The 23,739-nt window shown below is 73.5% G+C and carries 18 protein-coding genes and 1 pseudogene; 6 read left to right on the top strand and 13 right to left on the bottom strand.

All coding sequences use genetic code 11. The features are described 5' to 3' along the window. Nucleotides 1-36: 36 nt before the first annotated feature. The 7 genes and pseudogenes from AB0J67_RS23730 to AB0J67_RS23700 form a co-directional block, all read right to left on the bottom strand. Nucleotides 37-1,254 (bottom strand): hypothetical protein, encoded by a 1,218-nt coding sequence (locus tag AB0J67_RS23730; protein ID WP_363485619.1) that lies wholly within the window; start codon nucleotides 1,252-1,254, stop codon nucleotides 37-39. Continuing rightward, nucleotides 1,254-1,760: a SigE family RNA polymerase sigma factor gene (locus AB0J67_RS23725; RefSeq protein ID WP_363485618.1), complete on the bottom strand. Its 507-nt coding sequence runs from the start codon at nucleotides 1,758-1,760 to the stop codon at nucleotides 1,254-1,256. Before AB0J67_RS23725 ends, AB0J67_RS23730 begins: the two co-directional genes overlap by 1 nt. A 59-nt stretch (nucleotides 1,761-1,819) precedes the next feature. After that, a complete protein-coding gene (locus AB0J67_RS23720) occupies nucleotides 1,820-2,218 on the bottom strand; it encodes a hypothetical protein (protein WP_363485617.1) in 399 nt (132 codons plus the stop codon). After that, nucleotides 2,211-2,567 (bottom strand): hypothetical protein, encoded by a 357-nt coding sequence (locus tag AB0J67_RS23715; protein WP_363485616.1) that lies wholly within the window; start codon nucleotides 2,565-2,567, stop codon nucleotides 2,211-2,213. The genes AB0J67_RS23720 and AB0J67_RS23715 overlap by 8 nt, the downstream gene beginning before the upstream one ends. Before the next feature lie 88 nt (nucleotides 2,568-2,655). Further along, a pseudogene (locus tag AB0J67_RS23710) lies at nucleotides 2,656-3,633 on the bottom strand (arginase family protein); the annotation flags it as partial. A 27-nt stretch (nucleotides 3,634-3,660) separates the two neighbouring features. Next, complete coding sequence (locus AB0J67_RS23705) at nucleotides 3,661-4,602, bottom strand: tetratricopeptide repeat protein (protein WP_363485615.1); 942 nt, start codon at nucleotides 4,600-4,602, stop codon at nucleotides 3,661-3,663. A 153-nt stretch (nucleotides 4,603-4,755) separates the two neighbouring features. Then, nucleotides 4,756-6,429 carry a methylmalonyl-CoA mutase family protein gene (locus AB0J67_RS23700; protein WP_363485614.1) on the bottom strand — a complete coding sequence of 558 codons (1,674 nt, stop codon included), beginning with the start codon at nucleotides 6,427-6,429 and terminating at the stop codon, nucleotides 4,756-4,758. Between the two features lie 271 nt (nucleotides 6,430-6,700). Between AB0J67_RS23700 and AB0J67_RS23695 the strand changes: the two genes are divergently transcribed. Then, entirely contained in the window at nucleotides 6,701-9,925 is a 3,225-nt protein-coding gene (locus AB0J67_RS23695) for a penicillin acylase family protein (RefSeq protein WP_363485613.1), read from the top strand. Between the two features lie 67 nt (nucleotides 9,926-9,992). Beyond that, the gene (locus tag AB0J67_RS23690; protein WP_363485612.1) at nucleotides 9,993-10,364 is read left to right on the top strand and encodes a helix-turn-helix transcriptional regulator; all 372 of its coding nucleotides are present in this window, start codon (nucleotides 9,993-9,995) and stop codon (nucleotides 10,362-10,364) included. Nucleotides 10,365-10,369: 5 nt separating this feature from the next. On the opposite strand, the gene AB0J67_RS23685 is transcribed toward AB0J67_RS23690, so the two are convergent. The 6 genes from AB0J67_RS23685 to AB0J67_RS23660 form a co-directional block, all read right to left on the bottom strand. Then, nucleotides 10,370-10,840 carry a hypothetical protein gene (locus AB0J67_RS23685; RefSeq protein WP_363485611.1) on the bottom strand — a complete coding sequence of 157 codons (471 nt, stop codon included), beginning with the start codon at nucleotides 10,838-10,840 and terminating at the stop codon, nucleotides 10,370-10,372. 151 nt (nucleotides 10,841-10,991) lie between these two features. After that, nucleotides 10,992-11,648 carry an ATP-binding cassette domain-containing protein gene (locus AB0J67_RS23680; RefSeq protein WP_363485610.1) on the bottom strand — a complete coding sequence of 219 codons (657 nt, stop codon included), beginning with the start codon at nucleotides 11,646-11,648 and terminating at the stop codon, nucleotides 10,992-10,994. Beyond that, nucleotides 11,648-12,601, bottom strand: coding sequence for an ABC transporter ATP-binding protein (locus AB0J67_RS23675; protein WP_363485609.1), 954 nt, complete (start codon nucleotides 12,599-12,601; stop codon nucleotides 11,648-11,650). Before AB0J67_RS23675 ends, AB0J67_RS23680 begins: the two co-directional genes overlap by 1 nt. Next, nucleotides 12,598-15,690 (bottom strand): FtsX-like permease family protein, encoded by a 3,093-nt coding sequence (locus AB0J67_RS23670; protein WP_363485608.1) that lies wholly within the window; start codon nucleotides 15,688-15,690, stop codon nucleotides 12,598-12,600. The genes AB0J67_RS23675 and AB0J67_RS23670 overlap by 4 nt, the downstream gene beginning before the upstream one ends. Nucleotides 15,691-16,184: 494 nt before the next feature. After that, nucleotides 16,185-17,174 (bottom strand): methylmalonyl Co-A mutase-associated GTPase MeaB, encoded by a 990-nt coding sequence (gene meaB, locus AB0J67_RS23665; RefSeq protein ID WP_363485607.1) that lies wholly within the window; start codon nucleotides 17,172-17,174, stop codon nucleotides 16,185-16,187. A 145-nt stretch (nucleotides 17,175-17,319) separates the two neighbouring features. After that, a complete protein-coding gene (locus AB0J67_RS23660) occupies nucleotides 17,320-18,501 on the bottom strand; it encodes an acetyl-CoA C-acetyltransferase (protein ID WP_363485606.1) in 1,182 nt (393 codons plus the stop codon). Between the two features lie 66 nt (nucleotides 18,502-18,567). Here AB0J67_RS23660 and mce point away from each other — a divergent pair, with 66 nt between their 5' ends. The 4 genes from mce to AB0J67_RS23640 all read left to right on the top strand — a co-directional run bounded on the left by mce (nucleotide 18,568) and on the right by AB0J67_RS23640 (nucleotide 23,603). Then, nucleotides 18,568-19,047: a methylmalonyl-CoA epimerase gene (gene mce, locus AB0J67_RS23655; protein ID WP_363485605.1), complete on the top strand. Its 480-nt coding sequence runs from the start codon at nucleotides 18,568-18,570 to the stop codon at nucleotides 19,045-19,047. Nucleotides 19,048-19,294: 247 nt separating this feature from the next. Beyond that, complete coding sequence (ccrA, locus tag AB0J67_RS23650) at nucleotides 19,295-20,650, top strand: crotonyl-CoA carboxylase/reductase (RefSeq protein ID WP_363485604.1); 1,356 nt, start codon at nucleotides 19,295-19,297, stop codon at nucleotides 20,648-20,650. A 193-nt stretch (nucleotides 20,651-20,843) separates the two neighbouring features. After that, nucleotides 20,844-22,076: a cell division protein DivIVA gene (locus AB0J67_RS23645; RefSeq protein WP_363485603.1), complete on the top strand. Its 1,233-nt coding sequence runs from the start codon at nucleotides 20,844-20,846 to the stop codon at nucleotides 22,074-22,076. A 78-nt stretch (nucleotides 22,077-22,154) separates the two neighbouring features. Beyond that, nucleotides 22,155-23,603: a hypothetical protein gene (locus AB0J67_RS23640; RefSeq protein ID WP_363485602.1), complete on the top strand. Its 1,449-nt coding sequence runs from the start codon at nucleotides 22,155-22,157 to the stop codon at nucleotides 23,601-23,603. Nucleotides 23,604-23,739 lie beyond the last annotated feature (136 nt).

The following is a 23,739-nucleotide window of genomic DNA, read 5'->3' as shown; positions in this document are numbered from 1 at the left end:
TCGTCGCGATCTTGACGGGGGCGGGGCCGGGTCGGGTCAGCGAGGTGGGGTGGCGGCGAGGGCCTGGGCGATGACGGCCAGGTCGGCGTTGGTGAGGCGCTGGGCGAGGGCGCCCTCGGCGGTGACGGTGAAGACGCGGCCGGCGGGCGTGAACAAGGTCGCCGAGCCGTGCGCGCCGACGATCCTGGTGCCGTCCGTGTCGACCACGCAGTAGACGCTGTCCGGCTGCTCGGGGCAGGGCTCCCGGTCGCACTCCGCTGCGGCGCCCGGGTCGACGCAGGTGCCGGCGACCTCGGCCGTGATCACGCCCAGCCCGCCCGCCTCGTACCAGGCCCGCAGGCCGTTCTCGGGCGAACCGGGCACGGGCGGCTGGGCGAAGGCTCCGTCGGGCAGCTTGCGCCGCAGGTTCAGCACGATGGTGTCGATCAGCGCCTCGGTGGCGGGGTCACCGGGTGGCGGCGGGCTTGCGGCCACGCCCGGGAGCAGCCTCAGCCCCGGCCACTGCACCAGGGCGAGCAGGTGATCGGTGGTCAGCGGTGGCGGCGCCACCTCGTGCGTCTTCGTCCCCTCCGGGACGGGCACGCCGGCGGACGCCGTGATCAGCGTGCCGTCGCGCAGGTACGCCTCGGCCTTGCGGGAGAAGTTCGCGTCGTACGTGAACAGCACCGTCCCCGACCGGGTGATCCGGTACGAGCACTTCCTCGCTCCGGGCTGCCCCGGCGGGCAGACCTGCTGCTCGGTGGGCGGATTGTCCGGCACGACCTTCACCTCCACCCGTAGGCCGCCCGTCCCGGCGGCACCCGCCAGCGCGAAGTCGGCCTCGTACTGCGCGTAGCGCGGCTGGTAGACGAAGACCTCGGGGGTGCGCGGGGTGGCGGTCACCCGCGGCGCGGTCCCGGCCAGCGCCGCGCGCAGCGCCGTGCCCAGGCGGGCGGCCGTCTCGGCGCACCGGTCCAGCGGCAGCGGCGACGGGCCGGGCTCGGCCGGGTCCTGCGGCACCTCGGTCGGGTTCGGGCCGGGTGTCGGGCACCGCGGCCCGGCCAGCCCCGGCGTGAGGCCCGTGCCGCCGTCCCCGGCGTACAGGGCGGGCACGGCCAGCACGGCGGCGACCAGCAGCGCCACCGCGCCGCTGCCGCCGCTCCAGCGCAGCAGCCGGGTGCGCCGCTGCTCGCGGGCGATGAAGCCGTCCAGGTCGAGCGTGCTGGGCGGGGGTGCGGCAGTGGCTGCGCGCATCTGTTCGGTCAGGTCGTTCATCAGGCCTCCTCGGCGACCAGCCCGGTGCCCTGCAGGCGCGCGCGCAGCGCCTCCAGGGCCCGGGACGTCTGGCTCTTGACGGTGCCGGCCGAGCAGCCGAGCTCCGCCGCGGTCTGCTCGACCGACAGGTCGCAGAAGTACCGCAGCACGAGCACCGCCCGGCGGCGGGCCGGCAGTTCGGCGAGCAGGGCGACGACGGCCTCCCGGTCGGCGACCCCGTCCGGCGGCGGTGTGGTGGCCGCCCGGTCGGGGAGCACGTCGAAGGAGCGCTCCCGCCGCCACGGGCGGCGGCGCTCGTTGAGCATCGCCCGCAGCAGGCAGGTGCGGATGTAGGCGTCGGGGTTGTCCATCCGCGACACGCGGTCCCAGTGCCGGTAGAGCCCGGTCAGCGCGGACGACACCATGTCGTCCGCGAGGTGCCAGTCACCGGACAGCAGGTACGCGGTGCGCCGCCAGCCCTCCAGCCGGCTGCCCGCGTACTCGCGGAACCCGTCGACGTCCTTCATCCCGCCTCCTCGCTTCACCCCTTGAACACGGGGCCGGTGGGGCGGGGTTGCCCGAGGCGTCAGACCGTCGCGGGATCCTTGCGGCGCAGCCAGATCAGGCCGAGCACGGGCAGCACGAGCGGCAGGTAGCCGTACCCCTCGCCGAAACCGGACCAGACCGTGGCGTCCGGGAAGTCCTGCGGGGCCAGCACGCTGAGCGTGCCGACGGCGAGCACGCCGATCAGCTCGACGGTGAAGCAGACCTGGGCCAGGCGGCGACCGCCCGCGTCGCCGCGCACCAGGCCGACCGTCGCCACGATGTAGAGCACCGCGGCCAGGGCGCTGAGCAGGTACGAGACCGGGGCCTCGCTGAACCTGAGGATGATCTGCACGCCCGCGCGGCAGGTCGCGGCGACGGCGAACAGGCCGTACACGAACACGAGCACCCGGCCGAGGCCGGTGTTGACGCCCCTAGCCACCGAACACCTGGCCGATCCGCAGCACCAGCACCGGCACGATGAGCGCGGCCACGCCGACGATCAGGCTGCCGAACCGGGTCGGCTCCATCCGGCCCACGATCCAGGCGCCCGCGGGCAGCAGCACCATCGTCAGGGCGTACCCGAGGAAGGTGGTCACCTCGCGCGGGGTGTGCCCGCCGATCCAGCTGACGACGGCCGCACCGACCAGCGCGACGGCGGCGACGCTGACCACGATGGTGCCGATGAACTGCACCCGGTCCGGCGCGCGGTTGAGCGCGGCCGCGAGCAGGGCGACTGCGGCCAGCAGCAGGGCGACGACCGTCGTCACGGTGGAGAGCACAGCGGGCATGCGCGCAACCCTAACTCCGCCCTCCGGCCTGCCCTCGCCGCCCTCCGCCTCCCGTTGCCCGCGCCACGCTCCGGGGCCCGCCCGGTCAGGCGACGGCGCGGGGGGCCGGTGCCTTGCGGGGTGCGGGGACGCGGGGCTTGGCCGCGGTGCGCTTGGGGGGCATGAGCGGGGCCAGGCCGGTGGCCAGGGCGGCGACGAGCTCCGTGGCGTAGCGGCCGTCGGGGTCGTGGTCGGGGTCGAAGACGGTGACCTCCATGCCGAGGCAGTCCGGCGTGTTGACCAGGCCCGCCAGCAGCAGCTCCAGCTCGGTCAGCGCGATGCCGCCCGCCTCGGGCGCGTCGACCGCGGGCATCACCGCGGGGTCGAGCACGTCGACGTCCACGTGCACCCAGAACCCGGCGCAGTCGGCCAGGCGCTCGCGGGCCCACTGCGCGGTGCGCCGGGCGCCCTCGGCCCGCACCGCCGTCGCCGGGCGCACGGCGAACCCGGCCGCCTGCAGGTCCAGCCGGTACTCGTCGTGCTCGCGGATGCCGAGCACGACCACGTCGGTGTCGCGGTAGTACGGCCGCCGCCCTTCGATCCCGGCCAGCTCGGTCTGCCCCCGGCCGGTCACCAGCGCGAGGTCCTCGCCCGCGGCGGCGCCGACGTACGGCGCGTTGCCCGGGTGGCGGAAGTCGGAGTGGCCGTCCACGAAGACCAGGCCGATCCGGCCGCCGACCTCCTCGCCGAGGCGGCGCATGGCCAGCGCCGAGCCCAGCAGGATCGAGCAGTCCCCGCCGAGCACCAGCGGGAACTCCCCGCCGTCGACGATCACGCCGATCCGCTCCGCCAGCCGCACGCTGTACGAGTGGATCTGCGCCGCGTGGGCAACCCCGTCGCCGGGACGCCAGTCGCCCGGGTCGTAGCGGGGCGGGGTGAGGCAGCCGGCATCCCGCGCGTCGAGCCGGGTCAGCAGCTGCTTGTCGCGCAGCGCGCCGGGCGCCTTGGCGCAGCCGGGCACGGAGGTCTCGGTCGGCGGGCGCAGGCCCAGGTTCGACGGCGCGTCGAGAACCGCGATGCGGCGCATACACCTCTCCCCTGGGCCGGCCGATGTCTAGAACAAAGCGCTGGCCAGGGCGCGTCGCGCGGCCGCCACCGCGGGATCGTCCGGCCCGGCGACGGCGAACAGCGACACGAGGTGCTGCCGCACCGCCTCCCGATCGTCACCGTAGACGCGGCGCACCAGTTCCACCAGCCGCCGATACGCCTGCTCCGCCTGACCGGCCAGCACCTCGACGTCGGCCGCCTTCAGCTGCGCGGCGACGTCGTCCGGCGCGGCGTCGGCCGCGGCGACCGCGGCCTGCGGGTCCACGCCCGCGATCCGCTTGGCCAGCACCACCTGGGCCAGGCCGGCCTCGGCGGCGGCGTCCTTCGGCGAGTCCGAAAGGATCTTGCGGTACGCCCGCTCGGCCTCGTCCAGGTCACCCATGATCAGGGCCTCGTCGGCGGCCTCCAGTCGCGGGTCCTCCGGCACGGCCACCTCGACGCCGCCCGCGCGCAGCACGGCGTCGAGCCACTGGCGCAGCTGCGCGGCGGGCACCGGCCCGGCGAACGCGTCGATCGGCTGGCCGCCGACCACGGCGTACACCGTGGGCACGCTCTGCACCCGGAACATGGCGGCCAGGCGCGGGTTGGCCTGCACGTCGACGCGGGCGAGCACCCAGCTGCCGCCGTCGGCGGCGTTGAGCTGCGCCAGGGCGTCGGCGAGCTGCTGCACCTCGGGGTAGCCGGGGGCCAGGAACGCCACCACGACCGGGGTGGCCATCGACCGCTGCAGCACCTCGTCCTGGACGTTGGCCTCGGTCACGTCCACCACGACGCCGCCCCCCGCGGGCGCACCGGGGAAGCCGCCGTTGCCGGGGCCGGCCGGGGCGGCGGGCGCGGCGGCCTGCTGCTGCTCGGCGGCGGCCGGGGCGGCCTGGTTACGGGAGGCCAGGGCGCCGAGGTCCACGGCGCCACGCGTGAAGATCGACTGTCCGGGTCGGAGATCGCTCATGGTTACCCAGTCTCCCACGCCCGTGACGAACCCCCCGCAAAGGTCCCTCCTGCCGCCATGATCGCGACGATCTTGCGCGAACTGTTAGGGATCTGCCCGGTACGGGCGTGTCGTCCCCACAGTCCGCGCAAGATCGGCGCGTCGGCGGGCGGGTCAGAAGCGGGCCGGTTCGCGGTAGATGCCCCACTCGTCGCGTAGCGCGTCGCAGATCTCGCCGAGGGTGGCCTCGGCGCGGCAGGCGTCGAGCATGGCGGGGACCATGTTGGCGTCGGTGCGGGCGACCTCGATCATCTTCTTGAGGGCGGCGTCGACGGCGGCCTGGTCGCGGTCGGTGCGGCGGGCCTGGAGGAGCTTGACCTGGTCGCGCTCGACCTCGTGGGAGACGCGCATGATCTCCAGGTCCTTGGCGATGGTGCCGGTGTGGCAGTTGACGCCGACGATGCGCTTGGCGCCCTCCTCCAGCGCGCGCTGGTAGATGTACGCCGAGTCGGCGATCTCGGAGGTGAACCACCCGTCCTCGATGCCGCGCAGGATGCCGCTGGTGATGGTGCCGTCGGTGCCCCGGTCCTTGATGCGCTGGAAGATCGCCTCGGCCTCGGCCTCGATCTTGTCGGTGAGCGCCTCGACGTACCAGGAGCCGCCCAGCGGGTCGGCGACGTTGACCACGCCGGTCTCCTCCATCAGCACCTGCTGGGTACGCAGCGCGATCTCGGCCGACTCGTCGGTGGGCAGGGCGAGGGTCTCGTCCAGGGCGTTGGTGTGCAGCGAGTTGGTGCCGCCGAGCACGGCCGACAGCGCCTCGACCGCGGTGCGCACCACGTTGTTGACCGGCTGCTGCGCGGTGAGCGAGACGCCGGCGGTCTGCGTGTGGAAGCGCAGCCACTGCGCCTTCTCGCTGGTGGCGCCGTACACGTCGCGCATCCAGCGGGCCCAGATGCGGCGGGCGGCGCGGAACTTCGCGATCTCCTCGAAGAAGTCGATGTGCGCGTCGAAGAAGAAGCTCAGGCCGGGCGCGAACACGTTGACGTCCAGGCCGCGGGACAGGCCCAGCTCGACGTAGCCGAAGCCGTCGGCCAGCGTGTACGCCAGCTCCTGCGCGGCGGTCGCCCCGGCCTCGCGGATGTGGTAGCCCGACACCGACAGCGGCTTGTACTTCGGGATGTTGTGCGCGCAGTACTCCATCAGGTCGCCGATGAGGCGCAGGTGCGGCTCGGGGTCGAACAGCCACTCCTTCTGCGCGATGTACTCCTTGAAGATGTCGGTCTGCAGGGTGCCGTCGAGCTTGCTCAGGTCGGCGCCCTGGCGCTCGGCGGCGACCAGGTACATGCAGAACACCGGCACGGCGGGGCCGGAGATGGTCATCGAGGTGGTGACCTTCTGCAGGTCGATGCCGCCGAACAGCACGTCCATGTCGGCGGCCGAGTCGACGGCCACGCCGCAGTGGCCGACCTCGCCCAGCGAGCGGGCGTCGTCGGAGTCGCGGCCCATCAGGGTCGGCATGTCGAAGGCGACCGACAGGCCGCCGCCGCCCGCGCCCAGGATCAGCTTGTAGCGCTCGTTGGTCTGCACCGCGTTGCCGAACCCGGCGAACTGGCGGATGGTCCAGGTCCGGCCCCGGTAGCCGGTCGGGTAGAGGCCGCGAGTGAACGGGAACTCGCCCGGCCAGCCGATGCGCTCGAAGCCCGGGTAGTCGACGTCGGCGGGCGGGCCGTAGAGCGGCTCCACCTCCACCCCGCTGAGCGTGGTGAAGTCCGCGTGGCGCTTGTGCGCCTTGTCGTACCGCTGCTGCCAGCGTTCGCGGCCTGCGGCGATCTCGTTGGCGTCCACGTTTCCTCCCGGGTGGTGATACCTGGATCACAGGATTTCGAGCACAGCCTAGCCCGCTTGCCTGAACGATCACTAAGCCCTTGCCTACCCGCCGGTCAACTAGTCATGAGTGACCTCTTTCACACTCGTAAATTCCTCGTTACCATCCGGTACACGAAATTGCTTCATGTAAGTGCGTCGGTGGCAGGCTGCGCCCTCACCCAGCGCGTGGACCGGTCGTCCGATGCGGCTCAGCGGACCCGTCCCCGTCCCCCGCCGAAGGGATCCACCCATGTCCCGACGCGCCACCGGCCCGTACGCACGGGCCAGACGCCCCCTCGCCGCCACCGCCGCCCTGGCCACGGCCGGGGCGTTCGCGGCCTTCGTGCCGCCCCCGGCGCCCGCCGCCGCGGCCGTGCTCGCCCCCAACGACTACTGCCTGCAGGAGTGCTCCGACATCCTGCCGCCCGGCCAGAACGGCAACGCCACCCTCGTCGACATCCTCGGCCACCAGACGCTGGGCACCCGGCCCGCGCACTCGGCCGACCAGCTCGACCGGTACGCCAACCTGGTCTACAACTACGCCGGGCTCACCGACGAGCAGATCCCGGCCTACTTCAACGACGCCGCGTTCGGGGTGCCCGCCGGGCAGGCCGAACGCACCTACTCCCCCCGCTCCGACGTGACCATCGTGCGCGACAAGGCCACCGGCACGCCGCACGTCACCGGCACCACCCGGCCCGGGACCATGTTCGGGGCGGGCTACGCCGGCGCCGAGGACCGGCTGTTCACCATGGACCTGCTGCGCCACGTCGGCCGGGGCACGCTGACCCCGTTCGCCGGGGGCGCGGCGGGCAACCGGTCGCTGGAGCAGAGCGTCTGGCGCAACGCGCCCTACACCGAGGCCGACCTGCAGGCGCAGGTCGACGCGCTGCGCACGCTCGGCACCCGGGGCGCGCAGCTCTACGACGACGTGCAGAACTACATCGCGGGCGTGAACGCCTACATCGCGAAGTGCATGGCCGACCGCAACTGCCCCGGCGAGTACGTGCTCACCGGCCACCTCGACGCGATCACCAACGAGGGCGGCCCGGTGCGGTTCACGATGACCGACCTGATCGCCATCGCGGGCGTGGTCGGCGGCCTGTTCGGCGGCGGTGGCGGCAAGGAGATGGAATCCGCGCTGGTCCGGGTGGCCGCGCGGGCCCGCTACGGCGCGGTCGAGGGCGACGCGGTGTGGCACGCGTTCCGCATGCGCAACGACCCGGAGACCGTGCTCACCGTGCACGACGGCACCGGCTTCCCGTACGGCGCGGCCGACGACAACGCGTCCGGCGTGGTGCTGCCCGACGCCGGATCGGCCGTGGTCGAACCGGTGGTGACCAACCCGACCGGGTCGGCGACCAGCTCGGTCACCGCGAAGTCGGACATCGCCGCCGCGCTCGGCAGCCTCACCATCGGGCCGGACGGCAAGGGCATGTCCAACGCCGCGGTCGTCTCCGCGGCGCACTCCGCGACCGGCCACCCGATCGCCGTGTTCGGGCCGCAGACCGGCTACTTCTCCCCGCAGCTGCTCATGGTGCAGGAGCTGCAGGGCCCCGGCATCAGCGCGCGCGGCGCCGCGTTCGCCGGGCTCAACCTGTACGTGCTGCTCGGGCGCGGGCAGGACTACGCGTGGAGCGCCACCTCGGCCGCGCACGACATCACCGACACGTACGCGCTGCCGCTGTGCACCACCGACGGCTCCGCACCGACCCTGAACAGCAACAGGTACCTCTACCGGGGCGTCTGCACCGCGATGGAGGAGCTGTCGCACACCAACAGCTGGAACCCGTCGGTGGCCGACCCGACCGCCGCCGGGTCCTACAAGCTGGTCACGTACCGGACCAAGCTCGGCCTGGTGGCCTGGCGCGGCAGGGTCGGCGGCGTGCCGCACGCCTTCACCCACCTGCGCTCCACCTACCGGCACGAGGCCGACTCGGCCATCGGCTTCCAGATGTTCAACGACCCCGCCGCGATGGGCACCCCGGCCGACTTCAAGAACGCCGCCGCCAACGTCGGCTACTCGTTCAACTGGTTCTACGTCAACTCCACCGACAGCGCCTACTTCATGTCCGGCAGCAACCCCGTGCGGGCCGCGGGCCACAACCAGAATCTGCCGGTCCGCGGCGACGCCGCCTACGAGTGGCAGGGCTTCAACCCCGCCAACAACACCGCCGTGTACGCGCCGAACAGCACGCACCCGCAGTCGGTGAACCAGGACTACTACATCAGTTGGAACAACCGGCAGGCCAGGGACTTCGGCGCCGCCGACGGCGACTTCAGCTTCGGCTCGGTGCACCGCGGCGACCTGCTCGACGCCCCGCTCAAGGCGGCGCTCGCGAGCGGCCAGAAGTTCACCCGCGCCTCGCTCACCCGGCTGGTCGAGAACGCGGGCGTCACCGACCTGCGCGGCTGGAAGGTGCTCGACGACCTGCTCCGGGTCGTGGAGAGCCAGGCCGTCACCGACCCGACCCTGGCCGCCGCCGTGAGCAAGCTCAAGGCCTGGCAGCAGTCCGGCGCCAAGCGCGTCGAGACCGCCGCCGGGTCGAAGGTCTACGCCCACGCCGACGCGATCCGGATCTTCGACGCGTGGTGGCCGCTGCTGGTCAGCGGCCAGTTCCAGGGCGGGCTCGGCGACGGGCTCTACACGGCCCTGGTCGACGCGATGAGCATCAACGAGTCGCCGTCCGGCGGCCAGAACGGCCCCGGCTCCGGCCTGCCCGGCTCCCTGAACGCGGGCCAGGCGCACAAGGGCTCCTCCTTCCAGCACGGCTGGTGGGGGTACGTCGACAAGGACCTGCGGGCCGTGCTCGGCGACCCGGTCGCGGGCGGCCTCGGCCGCACGTACTGCGGCAACGGCGTGCTCAGCGCCTGCCGGTCCATGCTGCTGTCCACCCTCGGCACGGCCAACGGGCAGGCGGCGAGCGCCGTCTACCCCGGCGACGACCACTGCGCCGCCGGTGACCAGTGGTGTGCCGACGCCATCCTGCAGTCGGCGCTCGGCGGCATCACCGCGCCGCTGACCGCCTGGCAGAACCGGCCGACGTACCAGCAGGTGGTGTCGTTCCCGGCCAAGCGCGGCCAGGACATCACGAACCTCGCCCAGGGCAGGCCCGTCTCGGCGAACGGCAGCCAGCTGTTCTACCCGGTCGGCAACGCCGTGGACGGCAACCCGCAGAGCCGGTGGAGCAGCAGCTACGCCGACAGCCGGCAGATCACCGTGGACCTGGGCAGCGTCCGGTCCGTCGGGCGGGTCATCCTGCGCTGGGAGGCGGCGTACGGGCGCTCGTACCGCATCGACGTCTCCACCGACGGCTCGACCTGGACCACCGCGTTCTCGACGACGGCCGGCAACGGTGGCGTCGACGTGAACACCTTCACCTCCGTCAACGCCCGCTACATCCGCATGCAGGGCGTGCAACGGGCCACCTCGTACGGCTACTCCCTCTGGGAGTTCGAGGTCTACTCCCGCTGACCCCGTTGCGGCAGGCAGTCGGGGTGCGTAGCATAAATGCTACGCACCCCGACCCCGTGGAGGGCTCATGGACAGCGCGTTCTGGGACGACCTTGCGGAGAATCTGGACGACCCGCAGTTCCTGAGGTCCTACCTCACCGAGTCAGTCCGTATCGCGACCGTCGACGCGCTGATCAACGCACTGGAGGAGGCGCGAGAGTCGGCCCGCCTGAACAAGGCCGAGCTAGCCCGAGCGATCGGCGCTGAACCCGCCGTGGTGCGTCGGCTCCTGTCTGCCACCAGCCCCAACCCGACGGTCGGCACCCTCGCCGAGGTCGCCGCCGCACTCGGACTGCGTATCAGGCTCGAACCCATGCCAGAGCGGGAGCGGCGAGCGGTCACGGACGCGCTGCGCACCGGGCGGCCCACCCCGGAGACCCACGCCCGCCTCGCGGCCTGACGGGTTCAGCCCACAGACCGTGGATTGCGTGCCAGATACTCCGCGCCCAGCCGCCGCACCGCCGCATAGTCGGCGTCGGAGAGCGTCGTCCCGATCGGCTTCATCAGGCCGGTGATGACGACCAGCAGCGGCTTGTGCCGGCCCTGTGCCGCGAGGTCGATCAGGCAGAAGAGCCGGTAGTGGTGGCGACCTCGGCCCCCACCCGGCTTGGGACCGTCGACGCGCACCTCGTACCAGCCGGACATGGGCGCGTGCATCGCCTCCCACAGCCCGCCGCCGGCGAACCGGTGCGGAGGCGCCTTCGCCACCGCGACCAGCACCGCGAAAAACTTCGCCCGCACCGCCGGCGGGCAGCCGCGCAGGAAGACCTGGCCCGGCGCTAGCCGTCCGGCGTCGTCACCCGGATGCCGCCGAAAGTAGACGACATCGTGCGGATCATCGCGGTGCGGAGAAATCGGAACTCCATCGACTACCACGATCAGGCAGCATAGCGCCGACGATCCACATGCGACATACGGGCACCCGCTCGCCCGTCGACGTTGCGAAGGCCGGGCGGGCGCTCGGACCGGCCGCTACCCGGCGCGTCGGAGCAGGCGGCTCGACTGCACCATGAACGCGATTCGCGGGTCAGTGGACGGGGGCGGTGGCGTGGCCGTCGACGAGGTGGAGTTCGGCGTCGCAGGCGGCGGCCGCCTGGGGGTCGTGGGTGGCGAAGACGACCGCCGCGCCCCGGTCGGCCTCGGCGCGCAGCAGCGACAGCACCGTCTGGCGGTTGGCGGCGTCGAGCTCGCTGGTCACCTCGTCGGCCAGCAGCACGCTGCCGCGCAGGGCCAGACCCCGGGCGATGGCCGTACGCTGCTGCTGCCCGCCGGACAGCTCCTCGACCAGCTGCTCGGCCTGGTTGGCCAGGCCCACCTGGGTCAGCGCGTCGGCGGTGAGCCGCCGCGCGTCGGCCGCCCGCGCGCCCGCCGACACCAGCGCCACCAGGATGTTCTCCGCGGCGGTGAGGGTCGGGGCGAGCCCGTTGTGCTGCGGGATCAGCACGATCCCCTGCGCCACGGCCTGGTCGCGGTCGCGCAGCGGAGTGCCGTCCAGGCTGATCTGGCCCTCGACCGGGTGCAGCAGCCCGGCCAGCGCCCACAGCAGCGTCGTCTTGCCCGCGCCGGACGCGCCGGTGACGGCCAGGATGCGGCCGGGCTGGGCGGCGACGGACACGTCGCGCAGCACGGCCCGGTCCTTGCCGTACGCCATGGTGATCCGCTCGGCCAGCAGCGTCCGGGTCATCAGGCCACCTCACGGGAGTAGTCGGGCTCGCGGGAGTAGTCGGGGACGGCCGCGGCGTGCCTGGCGAAGACGGTCGCGTCGTCGGCGGGCTCGTACTCGTCGGGCGTGACGGCGGCGACGGCGTGTGCCGGGGTCAGCAGCACCGTGCCGTCGGGGCGCGGGTGGGCCCGGACCCGGGTGCCCGGCGGCAGCACCGCGAGCACCTCCGGCGGCAGGTGCACCGAGCCGTCCCGGCCGACCACCGCGAACTCCTCGCCGAGGCTGCCCTCGCCGCCGACGCGGCCGTCGCGGATGGTGACCTGGCGGCCCATGCCCGCGCCGACCTCGGGGTCGTGGGTCACGACGACGACCGTGGTGCCGGCCCGGCGCACCGACTCCAGCGACGCGATGACCTCGTCACGGGCCACCGAGTCGAGCTGGCTGGTGGGCTCGTCTGCCAGCAGCAGGCCGGGCTTGTGCGCCAGCGCCACGGCCAGCGCCAGCCGCTGCCGCTCGCCGGGGGTCAGCTCGTGCGGGCGCTGGCGCAGCCGTCCGCGTACGCCGAGCAGGCCGACCAGGGCGAGCACGTCGCGCGGGGCGGGCAGGTCGGTGACGCCGTGGCTGCGGGCGGCCCGCTGCGCGAAGCGCACGTTCTGCTCGGAGGTCAGGTACGGCAGCAGGTTGCGCTCGGCGCCCTGCAGCACCACGCCGACCTCGGTGGCGCGCATCCGGGCCAGCTCGGCCTCGGTCGCCTTGGCCAGGTCGGTGTCGCCGACGGTGGCCCGCCCGGCGGCCGGGCGGATCAGGCCCGCGAGCAGCGACAGCAGCGTCGACTTGCCGGAGCCGGACGGCCCCAGCAGCGCCACCGACTCGCCGGGGGCGATGTCCAGGTCCACCCCGCCGAGGGCGACCACGTCGTACCCCTCCAGCCGGTAGATGTAGACCAGGCCGCGACAGGTCACCGAGCCGTTCACCGGTTGCCTCCTCGGATGAGTTCGGGGGTGGCCCGCTTGACCAGGCGTCCGCCGCGCAGCACCGCCAGCAGCAGTACCAGCGCGGCGCCCGCGACGGCCAGCGGCAGCGCGTCCAGGGCCAGGCTCGGGACGAGCGCGCCGAGCACGTCGCCGGCCAGGCCGGGCGCGCCCGCCGTGCCGACGGTGACCAGCGGGATGCCGGGCAGCATCAGCGCGGCCGCGCCGACGCCGACCAGCAGGCCGACCAGGATCGGCAGGCCGAGCAGGGCCAGCCGCTCGCGGCGCAGGCCCCGCCGCAGCACGCCGGGGCGTACGCCGGTGACGCGCAGCGCGGCGAGCTCGGCGCGGCGCTCGCCGGCGCCCAGGCGGGTGCTCAGTGCCAGCACGCCCAGCGCCAGCAGCGCCGCGGCGATGCCCGCCAGCAGGTAGAGCCGCAGGCCCAGGGCCGGGGCGCGGCGGCCGAGCCGGTCCAGCTCGTCCGGCACCGTCTCAGTACGCAGCACGCGTACGCCCTGCCCGGCGAGCTTGGTCGCCAGGTCGGCCGGGGCGTCCGCGGCGGCCCACACCTCGTAGCGCAGGTCCGTCGCGTCGGACAGGCCCTGCGTCACCGAGGCCGCCCGCACCGCCAGGTCCAGGTCGAACAGCAGGCCGTGCTCGCCCGCGCGGGGCAGCAGGGCGGCCTTCTCCAGCACGCCGAACGACTGCGGGGCCTCGGCGAAGCCGGGCAGGTCGAAGTGCTCCGGGTCGTCGCTGCTCGGCGCGGCGCCGGCCAGCACCGCGGGCAGCTCCTGCGGGGTGTCCAGGTAGGAGATCAGCACGTCGCCCTGGTCGGCGGAGGTGACGCTGACGCCCAGGTGCGCGCCGGAGGTCACCTTCACGGTCGCGTTGGGGGTGCGGTCCACCAGGAACTTCCAGGCCGCAGCCGTGTCGAAGCGCAGTGCCAGCGGCTGACCGGCCGAGCGCAGCTCCTCGATCGCCAGGGTGGCCTGGACCGGGCCGCTCTCCCCGGTGTCCCGGCCGACGGCGAGGCCGACCAGGCGGCAGGTGTTGTCCGCGCAGCCCGGCACCGCGGCGGAGTAGTCGCGGGTGCCCTTGCGCAGCTTGCCCAGCCAGACGATGCTCGGCGGTTCGCCGGGCGCCGACACCAGCGCGCCCACCCGCACCGCGGTCTCGCCGACGGTCGCCGTGACCCGCGCGGTCAGCGTGCCGCTGACCTCGGCCGGCCGGCCGGCGTCCTGGCGCAGGCGGCCGGCCAGCTCGGTGAGGCCCGCCTGGTCGTACCCGCGCCAGATGGCGACCGCGGGCAGCCGCTGCGACTGCACGCCGATCAGCTCGACGCGCTGGGAGTTGTAGAGCTCGTCGGCGCGGACCACGGCCATCGAGTGGTTCGACGGGTCGGCCGCGGCCAGCGCGTCGACCAGTGCCTGGGGGTGCGCGGCGGAGACGGCGTACACGGTGGGCGCGCCGACCGCGTCGTCGGCCCGCTGCGCCCGCGCGTCGGCGGCGACGTCCCACGCCGTGGCGGAGAACGCCAGCAGCGCGACGGCGGCGGTCAGCACGGCGACCGTGCGGGCCGCGCCGGGGCGGCGCGACAGCTGCGCCGCGGACAGCATCGCGGGCAGCTTGCCGCGGCGGCGGGCCAGCCCGAGCCGGGCCCGCGACCACAGGCTGAGCAGCCGCCCGGCGAGCACGCCCGCCACGATCGCCAGCGCGGCGGGGGCGAGCAGGGCCAGCGGAGCCGACCGGTCGCGCAGCGCCGCGGCGAGCGAGGCGACCGCGAGCGCGGCGGCGACGCCCTCCAGCACACCCGCGCGCCAGGTGCCACGCTGCGGCACCCGCCGCAGCAGGCCGAGCACGCTGCGGCCGAGCGTGGCGCGGGCGGCGAGCCAGGCGGCGGCGCAGGCGAGCAGCAGGCCGCCCACGGCCGCGGCGAACACCGGCCAGCGCGGCTCCACGTGCACACCGTCGGCGAGCACCGTACGCGCGGCCAGCTCGACCGCGCCGAGGCCGGCGGCCAGGCCCAGCGGCGCGCCGAGGACGATCAGCAGCAGGGTCTCGCCGAGTCCGAACCGGATCGTGCCGCCGCTGCCGTAGCCGCGCAGCCGGGCCAGCGCCAGCTCCGGGCCGCGCTCCTCGGTCAGCGCCGCGACCAGCATCAGCAGCACGACGAAGGCCAGCAGCACCAGCGGCACCGCGATGATGGGGACGGTCCGGGCGAGCGCGTCCTGATCCTTGGCGGCATCCTCGACGATCGACGGCAGCGCCGTCTCGACCTGCAGCTCGGCGGCGTTCAGCGCGAGCCCGAGCCCGCCCAGCTCGCTGCGCAGCGCGGACACGTCGTCGAGCCGGACCTGCTCCGGCCGCAGCGGGTACGCGATGGACAGCGTCACCGGCACCGCGTCGCCGAGCCGCACGTCGTCCTCGGCCCCGGCGAACACGGCGTCCAGGCGCGGCGCGCCCTCCCCGCCGGACTGCCCCTGCGCGAAGTAGCCGTTGTTGCCCCAGTGCGCCTCCTGCGGCGCCAGCGGCGTGTAGAGGCCGACCACCTCGTACGCGCGCCCGGCGTTGCCGCCCTGCACCGGCCGTACCGTGATCTTGTCGCCGACCTCTATACCGGCCTCGGCCGCGGCCCGCTCGGACACCAGCACCTGCTCGGCGTCGATGGCGCAGTCACCGGTGACCCGCAGATGCTCACACGCCCCCTGATGCCACGCGAGCCGCGCCGCGAACCGCCCGCCCCGGGTGTTCTGCAGCGAGGTGTCGGTGCTGACCGAGCCGACGGGCCGGTCCAGCACGGCGGCCAGCCGCGGCGCCCTGGCCAGCGCCCCGGCGACGACGGACTGCGTGTCACCGACCGGCTGGTGCGCGGCCTCGGCCGTGTCGGCGCTGCCCTCCGCGGTCACCGTGACGGCCGCCGCCGTCGCCGGCGCCGCGCTCAGTGCGTCGGTGAGCACCGACTGCTGCGCGGCCCGCCCATACGCCGGCGCCAGCACCGCCGCCGCGGTCGCGAACCCCGCCAGCGACAGCACCACCAGCGATCGGCCGGAGCGGTGCCGGATGCCCCGCAGCATGACGGACCAACCGGCCACCGTCGCCTCCACGTGTAAGAGCCCTATGTGCCCCGACACCTTAGCGATTGGTCAGTACGCCCGTGAAGGCGCTTCACCTATCGTTGCGAACCCGAGTCCGCGGTCCGATCCGCGCGGAAATCACCTGCTCACGGAGCGTCAGCGCGGCACTCGTGGCGGTCCGTTCCGCCGGGCGGCCGCCAGCTCGGGCAAGCAGGCGTCGTCGACTTTGCTCTGCTTACCAATACGCGCGCCGGAGCCCCGATCCGCGCGGACCGCCTTGCTCTGCTTACCGATACGCGCGCCAAACCTCCGGTCCGCGCGGACCGCAATGCTCTGCTTGCCGATACGCGCCAGACCCCGATCCGCGCAGACGCCCTGCGCTGCTTGCCGATAGGCGCAGCGGCCGCCCCCGACGGGCGAGCGGAGCGCCGCGTCGGGGCGTGACCGAGGTGCGTATAAGTAAGCAGAGCAAAGCGGGGACACGGGAGTACTTCTGCCGGCCCCGCCCGGCGTCAGACGAGTTCGTCGAGGAGCTGGGTCGCGGCGGCGTGGGGGTCGAGGGTGCCGGCCACGACCTTGTCGGCGAGGGCGGCGATGCCCGCGCCGGGCAGTTCGGCGAAGCGGGCGCGCAGCTGGCCGAGGGCGATCGCCTCGATCTCGGCGGCGGCCCGGCGGCGGCGGCGCTCGGTGAGCTGCCCGGTCTCGACGAGCCAGGTGCGGTGCTCCTCGATCGCGGCGATGATGCCGTCGATGCCCTCGGCCTTCGCGGCGACGGCCTTGACCACGCGCGGGCGCCAGTCGCCGGGGCCCCGGTCCGAGCCGCCGAGGGCGATCATGCCCTGGATGTCGCGGTGGGTGGCCTCGACACCGTCGCGGTCGGCCTTGTTGATGACGAAGATGTCGGCGATCTCCAGGATGCCCGCCTTGACCGCCTGGATCGCGTCGCCCATGCCGGGCGCGAGCAGCACCAGCGTGGTGTCGGCCAGCGAGGCGATCTCGACCTCGGCCTGGCCCACGCCGACGGTCTCCACGAGCACCACGTCGAAGCCGACCCCGGCCAGCACGCGCACCGCGGCGGGGGTGGCCGCCGACAGCCCGCCCAGGTGCCCCCGGCTGGACATGGAGCGGATGTAGACGCCGGGATCGGTGGCGTGGTCCTGCATGCGCACCCGGTCGCCGAGGATGGCGCCGCCGGTGTACGGGCTGGACGGGTCGATCGCCAGCACGCCGACCCGCTTGCCGGCCGCCCGGAACGCGCGCACCAGCTCGTTGGTGGTGGTCGACTTGCCCACGCCGGGCGAGCCGGTCAGGCCGACGACCATGGCCGCGCCCGCGGCGGGCGCGAGCGTCGCGGCGATCTCCGGCAGCGCGGCCGACCCCGACTCGACCAGGGTGATCAGCCGGGCCACCGCCCTGGCCTCGCCGTCGCGCGCACGTGCGACGAGCTCGGTCACCGAGCGCTGCGGCGCGGGCGACGGGGGCAGGGCGCTGGACTCGGTCATCAGGTCAACCATTCGCAGAGAACATGGACGTAAAACACGGTCACCCGCCCGGACCGCCCCAGCGTCCGGCCGCCGGGGGCACCGCCGCAAGCCGCGGGCCGCCGCGGGCGGGTGTGCCCGGGGCGGCCTGCGGGGCGGGCGATGGTCAGGCCTGGACCTTGAGGATCAGGGCGTCGCCCTGGCCGCCGCCGCCGCACAGGGCGGCCGCGCCGACGCCGCCGCCGCGGCGCTTGAGCTCCAGGGCCAGGGTCAGCGCCAGCCGGGCGCCGGACATGCCGATCGGGTGGCCCAGCGCGATCGCGCCGCCGTTGACGTTCACGATCTCCGGGTCGATGCCCAGCTCGCGGGTGGACTGGATGCCGACCGCGGCGAACGCCTCGTTGATCTCGACCAGGTCGAGGTCGGCGGCGGTCAGGCCCTCCTTGGCCAGCGCCTGCTTGATGGCGTTGGCGGGCTGGGCGTGCAGCGAGTTGTCCGGGCCCGCCACGTTGCCGTGCGCGCCGATCTCGGCGATCCAGGTCAGGCCCAGCTCCTGCGCCTTCTCCTTGCGCATGACCACCACGGCGGCCGCGCCGTCGGAGATCGGCGAGGAGGAGCCGGCGGTGATGGTGCCGTCCTTGGCGAACGCCGGGCGCAGCTTGCCGAGCGTCTCCACCGTGGTGTCGGGGCGTACGCCCTCGTCCTCGGCGACGACGATCGGGTCGCCCTTGCGGGCCGGGATGGTGACCGGGGCGATCTCCTCGGCGAAGCGGCCGTCCTTGATCGCGGCGGCGGCGCGCTGGTGCGACGCGGCGGCGAAGGCGTCCTGCTCCTCGCGGCTGATCTCGTAGCGGCCGTTGTGGCGCTCGGTGGACTCGCCCATCGAGCAGGCGTCCCACGCGTCGGACAGGCCGTCGTGGGCCATGTGGTCCTTGATCACGACGTCGCCGTACTTGTAGCCGGTGCGCTGGCCGATGAGCAGGTGCGGGGCGTTGGTCATGGACTCCATGCCGCCGGCCACCACGATGTCGAACTCGCCCGCGCGGATCAGCTGGTCGGCCAGCGCGATCGCGTCGAGGCCGGACAGGCAGACCTTGTTGACGGTGAGCGCCGGGACGCTCATCGGGATGCCGGCCTCGACGGCCGCCTGGCGGGCGGTGATCTGACCGCCGCCGGCCTGCAGCACCTGGCCCATGATGACGTACTGGACCTGGTCGGGGGCGACCCCGGCGCGCTCCAGGGCGGCCTTGATGGCGACCGCGCCGAGCTGCGTGGCGGACAGGTCCTTGAGGTTGCCGAGCAGGCGGCCCATCGGGGTGCGCGCTCCGCTCACGATCACAGAAGTCATGGTGGTACCCCTCCGAGTGGCCTGGTTCACGTATCGCCTTAACGATGGTTCGGTCAGACTAACCGCATGAGCGAACCAGCAGCCCTGTCGACCTCATCACAGGACACTCCGTCACAGATCGTCGGCTTGTTGCGCATCGACCACGTCGGGATCGCCGTGCCGGATCTCGACGCCGCCATCGCCTTCTACGAAGGTACGTTCGGCATGACCTGCGTGCACACGGAGACCAACGAGGAGCAGGGCGTCCGCGAGGCGATGCTCCAGGTCGGGCCGAGCCCCGAGGGGGGCGCCGTGCAGCTGCTCGCGCCGCTGCGCCCGGACTCGCCGATCGGGAGGTTCCTGGAGCGCTCCGGGCCCGGTATGCAGCAGATGGCGTACACCGTCGCCGACATCGACGCGACCTGCGCCGCCCTGCGCGGGCGCGGCGTACGCCTGCTCTACGAGGCCCCCAAGCGCGGCACCGCCGGCTCCCGGATCAACTTCGTGCACCCCAAGGACGCCGGGGGCGTGCTGGTGGAGCTGGTCGAGCCCGGCACGGGTCACTGAGGCGTCGCCGCAGGCCGCGCGGCCTCGGGTACTGAATGATCGTTAAGCCCGGCGTGGAGTTTTTCACACATCCGTTCCCGCCAAAGCTACCGACCAGTAACGTCCGGCTCACCTGAGCCGCACATGTGTGCCCGACCACATGGCGGCCTCTCGGAGGGCCCGCCAAGGATGGCCCGCAGACCCGGAACAGCCGCCCGCAGCCGGCAAGGCGCGGGACGCGCAGTTCCCTCACCACGGAGGTGGCGCCGTGCAAGACATCCTCGACGTGATCATGGAAGCGGAGGGCGCGGCCGATCCCGCCGCGCTCCTGCGGAGCCTGGCCGACGTGCCCGTACCGGCCTCGTACCGCGCGATGGTGGTCCGTGAGGACGAGACCGCCATGTTCGACGGACTGGCCACCCGCGACAAGGACCCGCGCAAGGCACTCCACCTGCAGGAGGTCCCCGTCCCGGAGCTGGGTCCCGGCGAGGCGCTGATCGCGGTCATGGCCAGCGCGGTCAACTACAACACGGTGTGGACGTCCATTTTCGAGCCGCTGCCGACCTTCGGCTTCCTGAAGAAGTACGGACGGCTGTCCGCACTGACCAAGCGGCACGACCTGCCGTACCACGTGGTGGGTTCGGACGCCGCGGGCGTGGTGCTGCGCACCGGGCCCGGGGTCACCAAGTGGCACGCCGGGGACCAGGTCGTGGCGCACTGCCTCAACGTCGAGCTGGAGGACGCGACCGGCCACGACGACACCATGATGGACCCGCAACAGCGGATCTGGGGCTTCGAGACCAACTTCGGCGGCCTGGCCGAGCTCGCGATCGTCAAGGCCAACCAGCTCATGCCCAAGCCCGCCCACCTCACCTGGGAGGAGGCGGCGAGCCCGGGCCTGGTCAACTCGACGGCGTACCGGCAGCTCGTCTCGCACCACGGCGCCAACATGAAGCAGGGCGACGTCGTGCTGATCTGGGGCGCCAGCGGCGGCCTGGGCTCGTACGCGACGCAGATGGCGCTGCACGGCGGGGCGATCCCGGTCTGCGTGGTGTCCTCACCGGAGAAGGCGGAGATCTGCCGCCGGATGGGTGCCGACCTGGTCATCGACCGCGTCGCGGAGGGCTACCGGTTCTGGTCCGATGAGCACACTCAGGATCCGTCCGAATGGAAGCGGTTCGGCGCGCGCATCCGGGAGCTGACCGGCGGCGACGACCCGGACATCGTGTTCGAGCACCCCGGCCGGGAGACCTTCGGCGCCAGCGTGTACGTGGCCAAGAAGGGCGGCACCATCGTCACCTGCGCCTCCACCAGCGGCTACGAGCACCAGTACGACAACCGCTACCTGTGGATGTCGCTCAAGCGGATCGTGGGCAGCCACTTCGCGAACTACCGCGAGGCGTGGGAGGCCAACCGCCTGATCGACCTTGGACGGATCCACCCGACGCTGTCCAAGACCTTCTCCCTGGAGCAGACCGGGCAGGCGGCGTACGAGGTGCACCGCAACGCGCACCAGGGCAAGGTCGGCGTGCTGTGCCTGGCGCCCGCGGAGGGCCTCGGCGTGCGCGACGCGGCGAAGCGGGCGCGCCATCTGCCCGCCCTCAACCGCTTCCGGGGCGTGTGATTCCACGCTCACCGAGGGTGATTTTCTGATGGCGGAGGCGCGCTGAGGCGTCTCCGCCATCAGGCATTTCGGACTTATTGGTACCATTGCCTTCCGGTGCGGATCTTCCATCTGCAAATCGACCCACATCCGGTGGGCGAAAGTACGCCCGGTCCCTTGCGCGACACCCAGGGTCATCTGCGAGTATGTGCCAATGTCCCAGCAGCCCTCCTCCGTCGCGTTCTTCGATGGCGCGAACACCCAACAAGACTTCACAGTCGTCCTGCGCGGTTTCGACCGCGAGCAGGTAAACGCGTTTGTCGGTCGCCTGAACGCTCAGCTTGCCCAGTCGGAGCAGGCACGGGCGGAGGCCGAGCAGCGCATGAACGACGCCCAGCGTCGTCTGCGCCAGGCTGAGCAGCGCCTCAACTCGGTGGAGCAGAAGCTCACCGACACGAGCAAGCAGCTGGAAGAGAACAGCCGGCCGACCCTGTCCGGTCTCGGCACCCGCGTGGAGCAGATCCTGCGGCTGGCCGAGGAGCAGGCCAACGACCACCGCGGCGAGTCCAAGCGTGAGTCGGAGGGCATCCTGTCCGCGGCTCGCCTGGAGGCCCGCGAGATCACCGACAAGGCGCGCGCCGAGGCCGCCGCCATGAAGGCGACCGCCGAGCGCGAGGCCGGCAACCTGCGCACCGCCGTCGAGCGCGAGGCCGCCGAGGTCCGGGTCCAGGCCCGCCGCGAGGCCGACACCCTGCGCGCCGACGCCGACCGCGAGACCAAGCAGCTGCGCACCGCCACCTCGCACGAGGTCGCCGAGCTGAAGGCCACCGTCGAGCGCGAGGTCGCGACGCTGCGCGCCACCGCCGAGCGGGAGATCACCCAGCTGCGCGCCAAGGCCGCCCGCGAGGCGGAGGAGAAGCGTGCCGAGGCCTCCAAGATGCTGGCCGACGCCCGCGACAAGCGCGACAAGGACCTGCAGGCCCTCCAGCTCGAGCTGGCCGAGCGCCGCGAGAAGTCCGAGCGCGAGGAGTCGCAGCGCCACTCCGCCGCCGTCGCCGCCACGCAGAAGCTGGTCGGCGAGGCCGAGGAGCGCGCCCGCGCCGCCGAGGACCGGGCCAAGGAGATCGAGCAGCGCGCCGAGGCGCGCCGCGTCGAGTCCGAGCGCACCGCGACCGAGACGACGGAGAAGGCCCGCGCCGCCGCGGAGAAGGCCGTCAACGAGGCCAAGGCCGAGGCGCACCGCCTGGTGTCCGAGGCGCGCAACGAGGCGGAGCTGACCACCACCGCCGCCCGTCGCGAGGTCGACGACCTCACCCGCCAGAAGAATGCCGTCACCGCCCAGCTCGGCCAGATGCTGTCCGGCCTGGCCGGCATCGTGCCCGGCGTCGGCAACCCGGCCCCCGCGCCCGCCGCGGAGGAGAAGCCGAAGGCCGAGAAGGCCGAATAACGATCCGACCTGGATTCGATCACGCCGCGCCCGGCTCCCGTCGGGTGCGGCGTGACTCTTTGTGTGAAGATGGAGCGCATGTCGCACGGCGGAGACCTGTTCGCGCTCGGTGAGGGCGTCGCATCCGAACCCAGCTTCGACATCGCCCTGCGGGGCTATGACAAGAAGCAGGTTGACCGATATGTAACTCAGGTCGAATCGGACCTGTCCACCCTCGCCGCCGAGCGAGATCAGGCGTTTTCGCAGGTGCAGGCGCTCGCCGGGCAGGTGCAGCAGCTCCAGCTCGACATCGCCGACGCCGCCCGCCGCGCGGTGCCGTCCCGGGTCTCCTTCCGCCACCTGGGTGCGCGGGTGGAGCAGATCCTCTCCCTCGCCGAGGACCAGGCCGACGCGCTGCGCAACGGCGCCCAGCAGGAGATCGCCGACCAGCGCGCCGAGGCCGAGCGGCTGCTGGCCGACGCCCGCGAGCGCGCCGCCACCGCTTCCCGCGACTTCGACCTCGCGCTGGCCCAGCGCCGCAACGAGGAGCGCAAGGACGAGGAGCGCCGCCGCCAGGAGCTGGTCGACGAGACGCAGCGGCTGCGCACCGAGGCCCGCGAGCTGCTCGCGCACGCCCAGGTGGAGGCGCAGGGCATCCGCACCGCCGCGGCGCAGGAGGCCGCTTCCCGCCGCCTGCAGGCCGACAAGGAGATCGCCGCGGCCCGCGCCGAGGCCGACCGGTACTCAGCCGACCACCGCACCCAGGCCGAGCAGCAGCTGGCCGCGGCACAGGCGGAGGCGGCGCAGGCCGTGGCCGCCGCGCAGGCCGAGGCGGAGCGGGTGAAGGCCGAGGCCCGCGCCGACGCCGAGCGCCAGGTGGCCGAGGCCGCCGCCGCCGCGACGCAGCGCACCGACCAGGCCGAGCAGGAGGTCGCCCTGGCTCGCGGCCGGGCCGCCGCGGAGCAGGCCGCCCTCGCGGCGACGCAGCAGCAGTACACCGAGGGCCAGACGCGGCTGGAGACGGTGCGCAACGACATCACGCAGGTCGAGCGCCGCCTGGCCGAGCTCAAGAAGCAGCTGCACGCGGAGCTGGAGCGGCTGACCAAGGCGCAACGCGAGGCGGAGGAGGCCGAGCGCCGCCGCGCCGACGCCGTCCGCGCGGCCGCCGAGGCGGCCCGCACCGCCGAGCAGGCACCGGAGCCGGCTGAGGAGAAGACGCAGACGCTGGCCCTGCCCGCGCCGGCCGAGGAGAAGACGCAGACGCTGACCGTGCCGGCACCGCCGACCCAGGCCACGGCCCCGCACGGCGCGCTGGCCCAGTCGGGCGCCGCCAACCCCGCGCCGGCTCAGCCCGGTCCGGCTGCCCCGGCGCAGCCCACGACGGCCGCCCCCGCCCAGCACACGCCGCACACGCCGCCTGCGCCGACCCAGTCGGGGCCGAATGGCGCGACCCCGGCGCAGCAGCCCGGCGACGAACCGACACTCATGCTCGGCGGCAACGAGCCGACGGTCAGCCTGACCGGCGACAGCGCCGACGCCACCAAGTAGTAGTTCCGCCCGGGGCGACAACTTCTGTGATGACTCGTCATCACACCCGAACATCACCATCAAGGAGCGGATCTCCGACTACGCCGCGCACCACCAGAGTCTGATCTCGCATCTGGCCACCAGCAGCGGCGCGGCC

The sequence above is a fragment of the Catellatospora sp. NPDC049609 genome, assembly GCF_040675365.1.
In the GTDB taxonomy this organism is placed as follows: Bacteria; Actinomycetota; Actinomycetes; order Mycobacteriales; family Micromonosporaceae; genus Catellatospora.
Note: the sequence above shows the minus strand (reverse complement) of the source record. Positions and strands in the feature narration are given on the sequence as shown.

What these genes read in the sequence shown, in the direction of transcription:
- AB0J67_RS23695 (WP_363485613.1), top strand. Translation starts at nt 6,701, where the DNA reads ATGTCCCGACGCGCCACCGGCCCGTACGCACGGGCCAGACGCCCCCTC.
- AB0J67_RS23660 (WP_363485606.1), bottom strand. Translation starts at nt 18,501, where the DNA reads ATGACTTCTGTGATCGTGAGCGGAGCGCGCACCCCGATGGGCCGCCTG.
- AB0J67_RS23725 (WP_363485618.1), bottom strand. Translation starts at nt 1,760, where the DNA reads ATGAAGGACGTCGACGGGTTCCGCGAGTACGCGGGCAGCCGGCTGGAG.
- AB0J67_RS23730 (WP_363485619.1), bottom strand. Translation starts at nt 1,254, where the DNA reads ATGAACGACCTGACCGAACAGATGCGCGCAGCCACTGCCGCACCCCCG.
- AB0J67_RS23680 (WP_363485610.1), bottom strand. Translation starts at nt 11,648, where the DNA reads ATGACCCGGACGCTGCTGGCCGAGCGGATCACCATGGCGTACGGCAAG.
- AB0J67_RS23715 (WP_363485616.1), bottom strand. Translation starts at nt 2,567, where the DNA reads ATGCCCGCTGTGCTCTCCACCGTGACGACGGTCGTCGCCCTGCTGCTG.
- meaB (WP_363485607.1), bottom strand. Translation starts at nt 17,174, where the DNA reads ATGACCGAGTCCAGCGCCCTGCCCCCGTCGCCCGCGCCGCAGCGCTCG.
- AB0J67_RS23705 (WP_363485615.1), bottom strand. Translation starts at nt 4,602, where the DNA reads ATGAGCGATCTCCGACCCGGACAGTCGATCTTCACGCGTGGCGCCGTG.
- mce (WP_363485605.1), top strand. Translation starts at nt 18,568, where the DNA reads ATGAGCGAACCAGCAGCCCTGTCGACCTCATCACAGGACACTCCGTCA.
- AB0J67_RS23690 (WP_363485612.1), top strand. Translation starts at nt 9,993, where the DNA reads ATGGACAGCGCGTTCTGGGACGACCTTGCGGAGAATCTGGACGACCCG.
- AB0J67_RS23645 (WP_363485603.1), top strand. Translation starts at nt 20,844, where the DNA reads ATGTCCCAGCAGCCCTCCTCCGTCGCGTTCTTCGATGGCGCGAACACC.
- AB0J67_RS23640 (WP_363485602.1), top strand. Translation starts at nt 22,155, where the DNA reads ATGTCGCACGGCGGAGACCTGTTCGCGCTCGGTGAGGGCGTCGCATCC.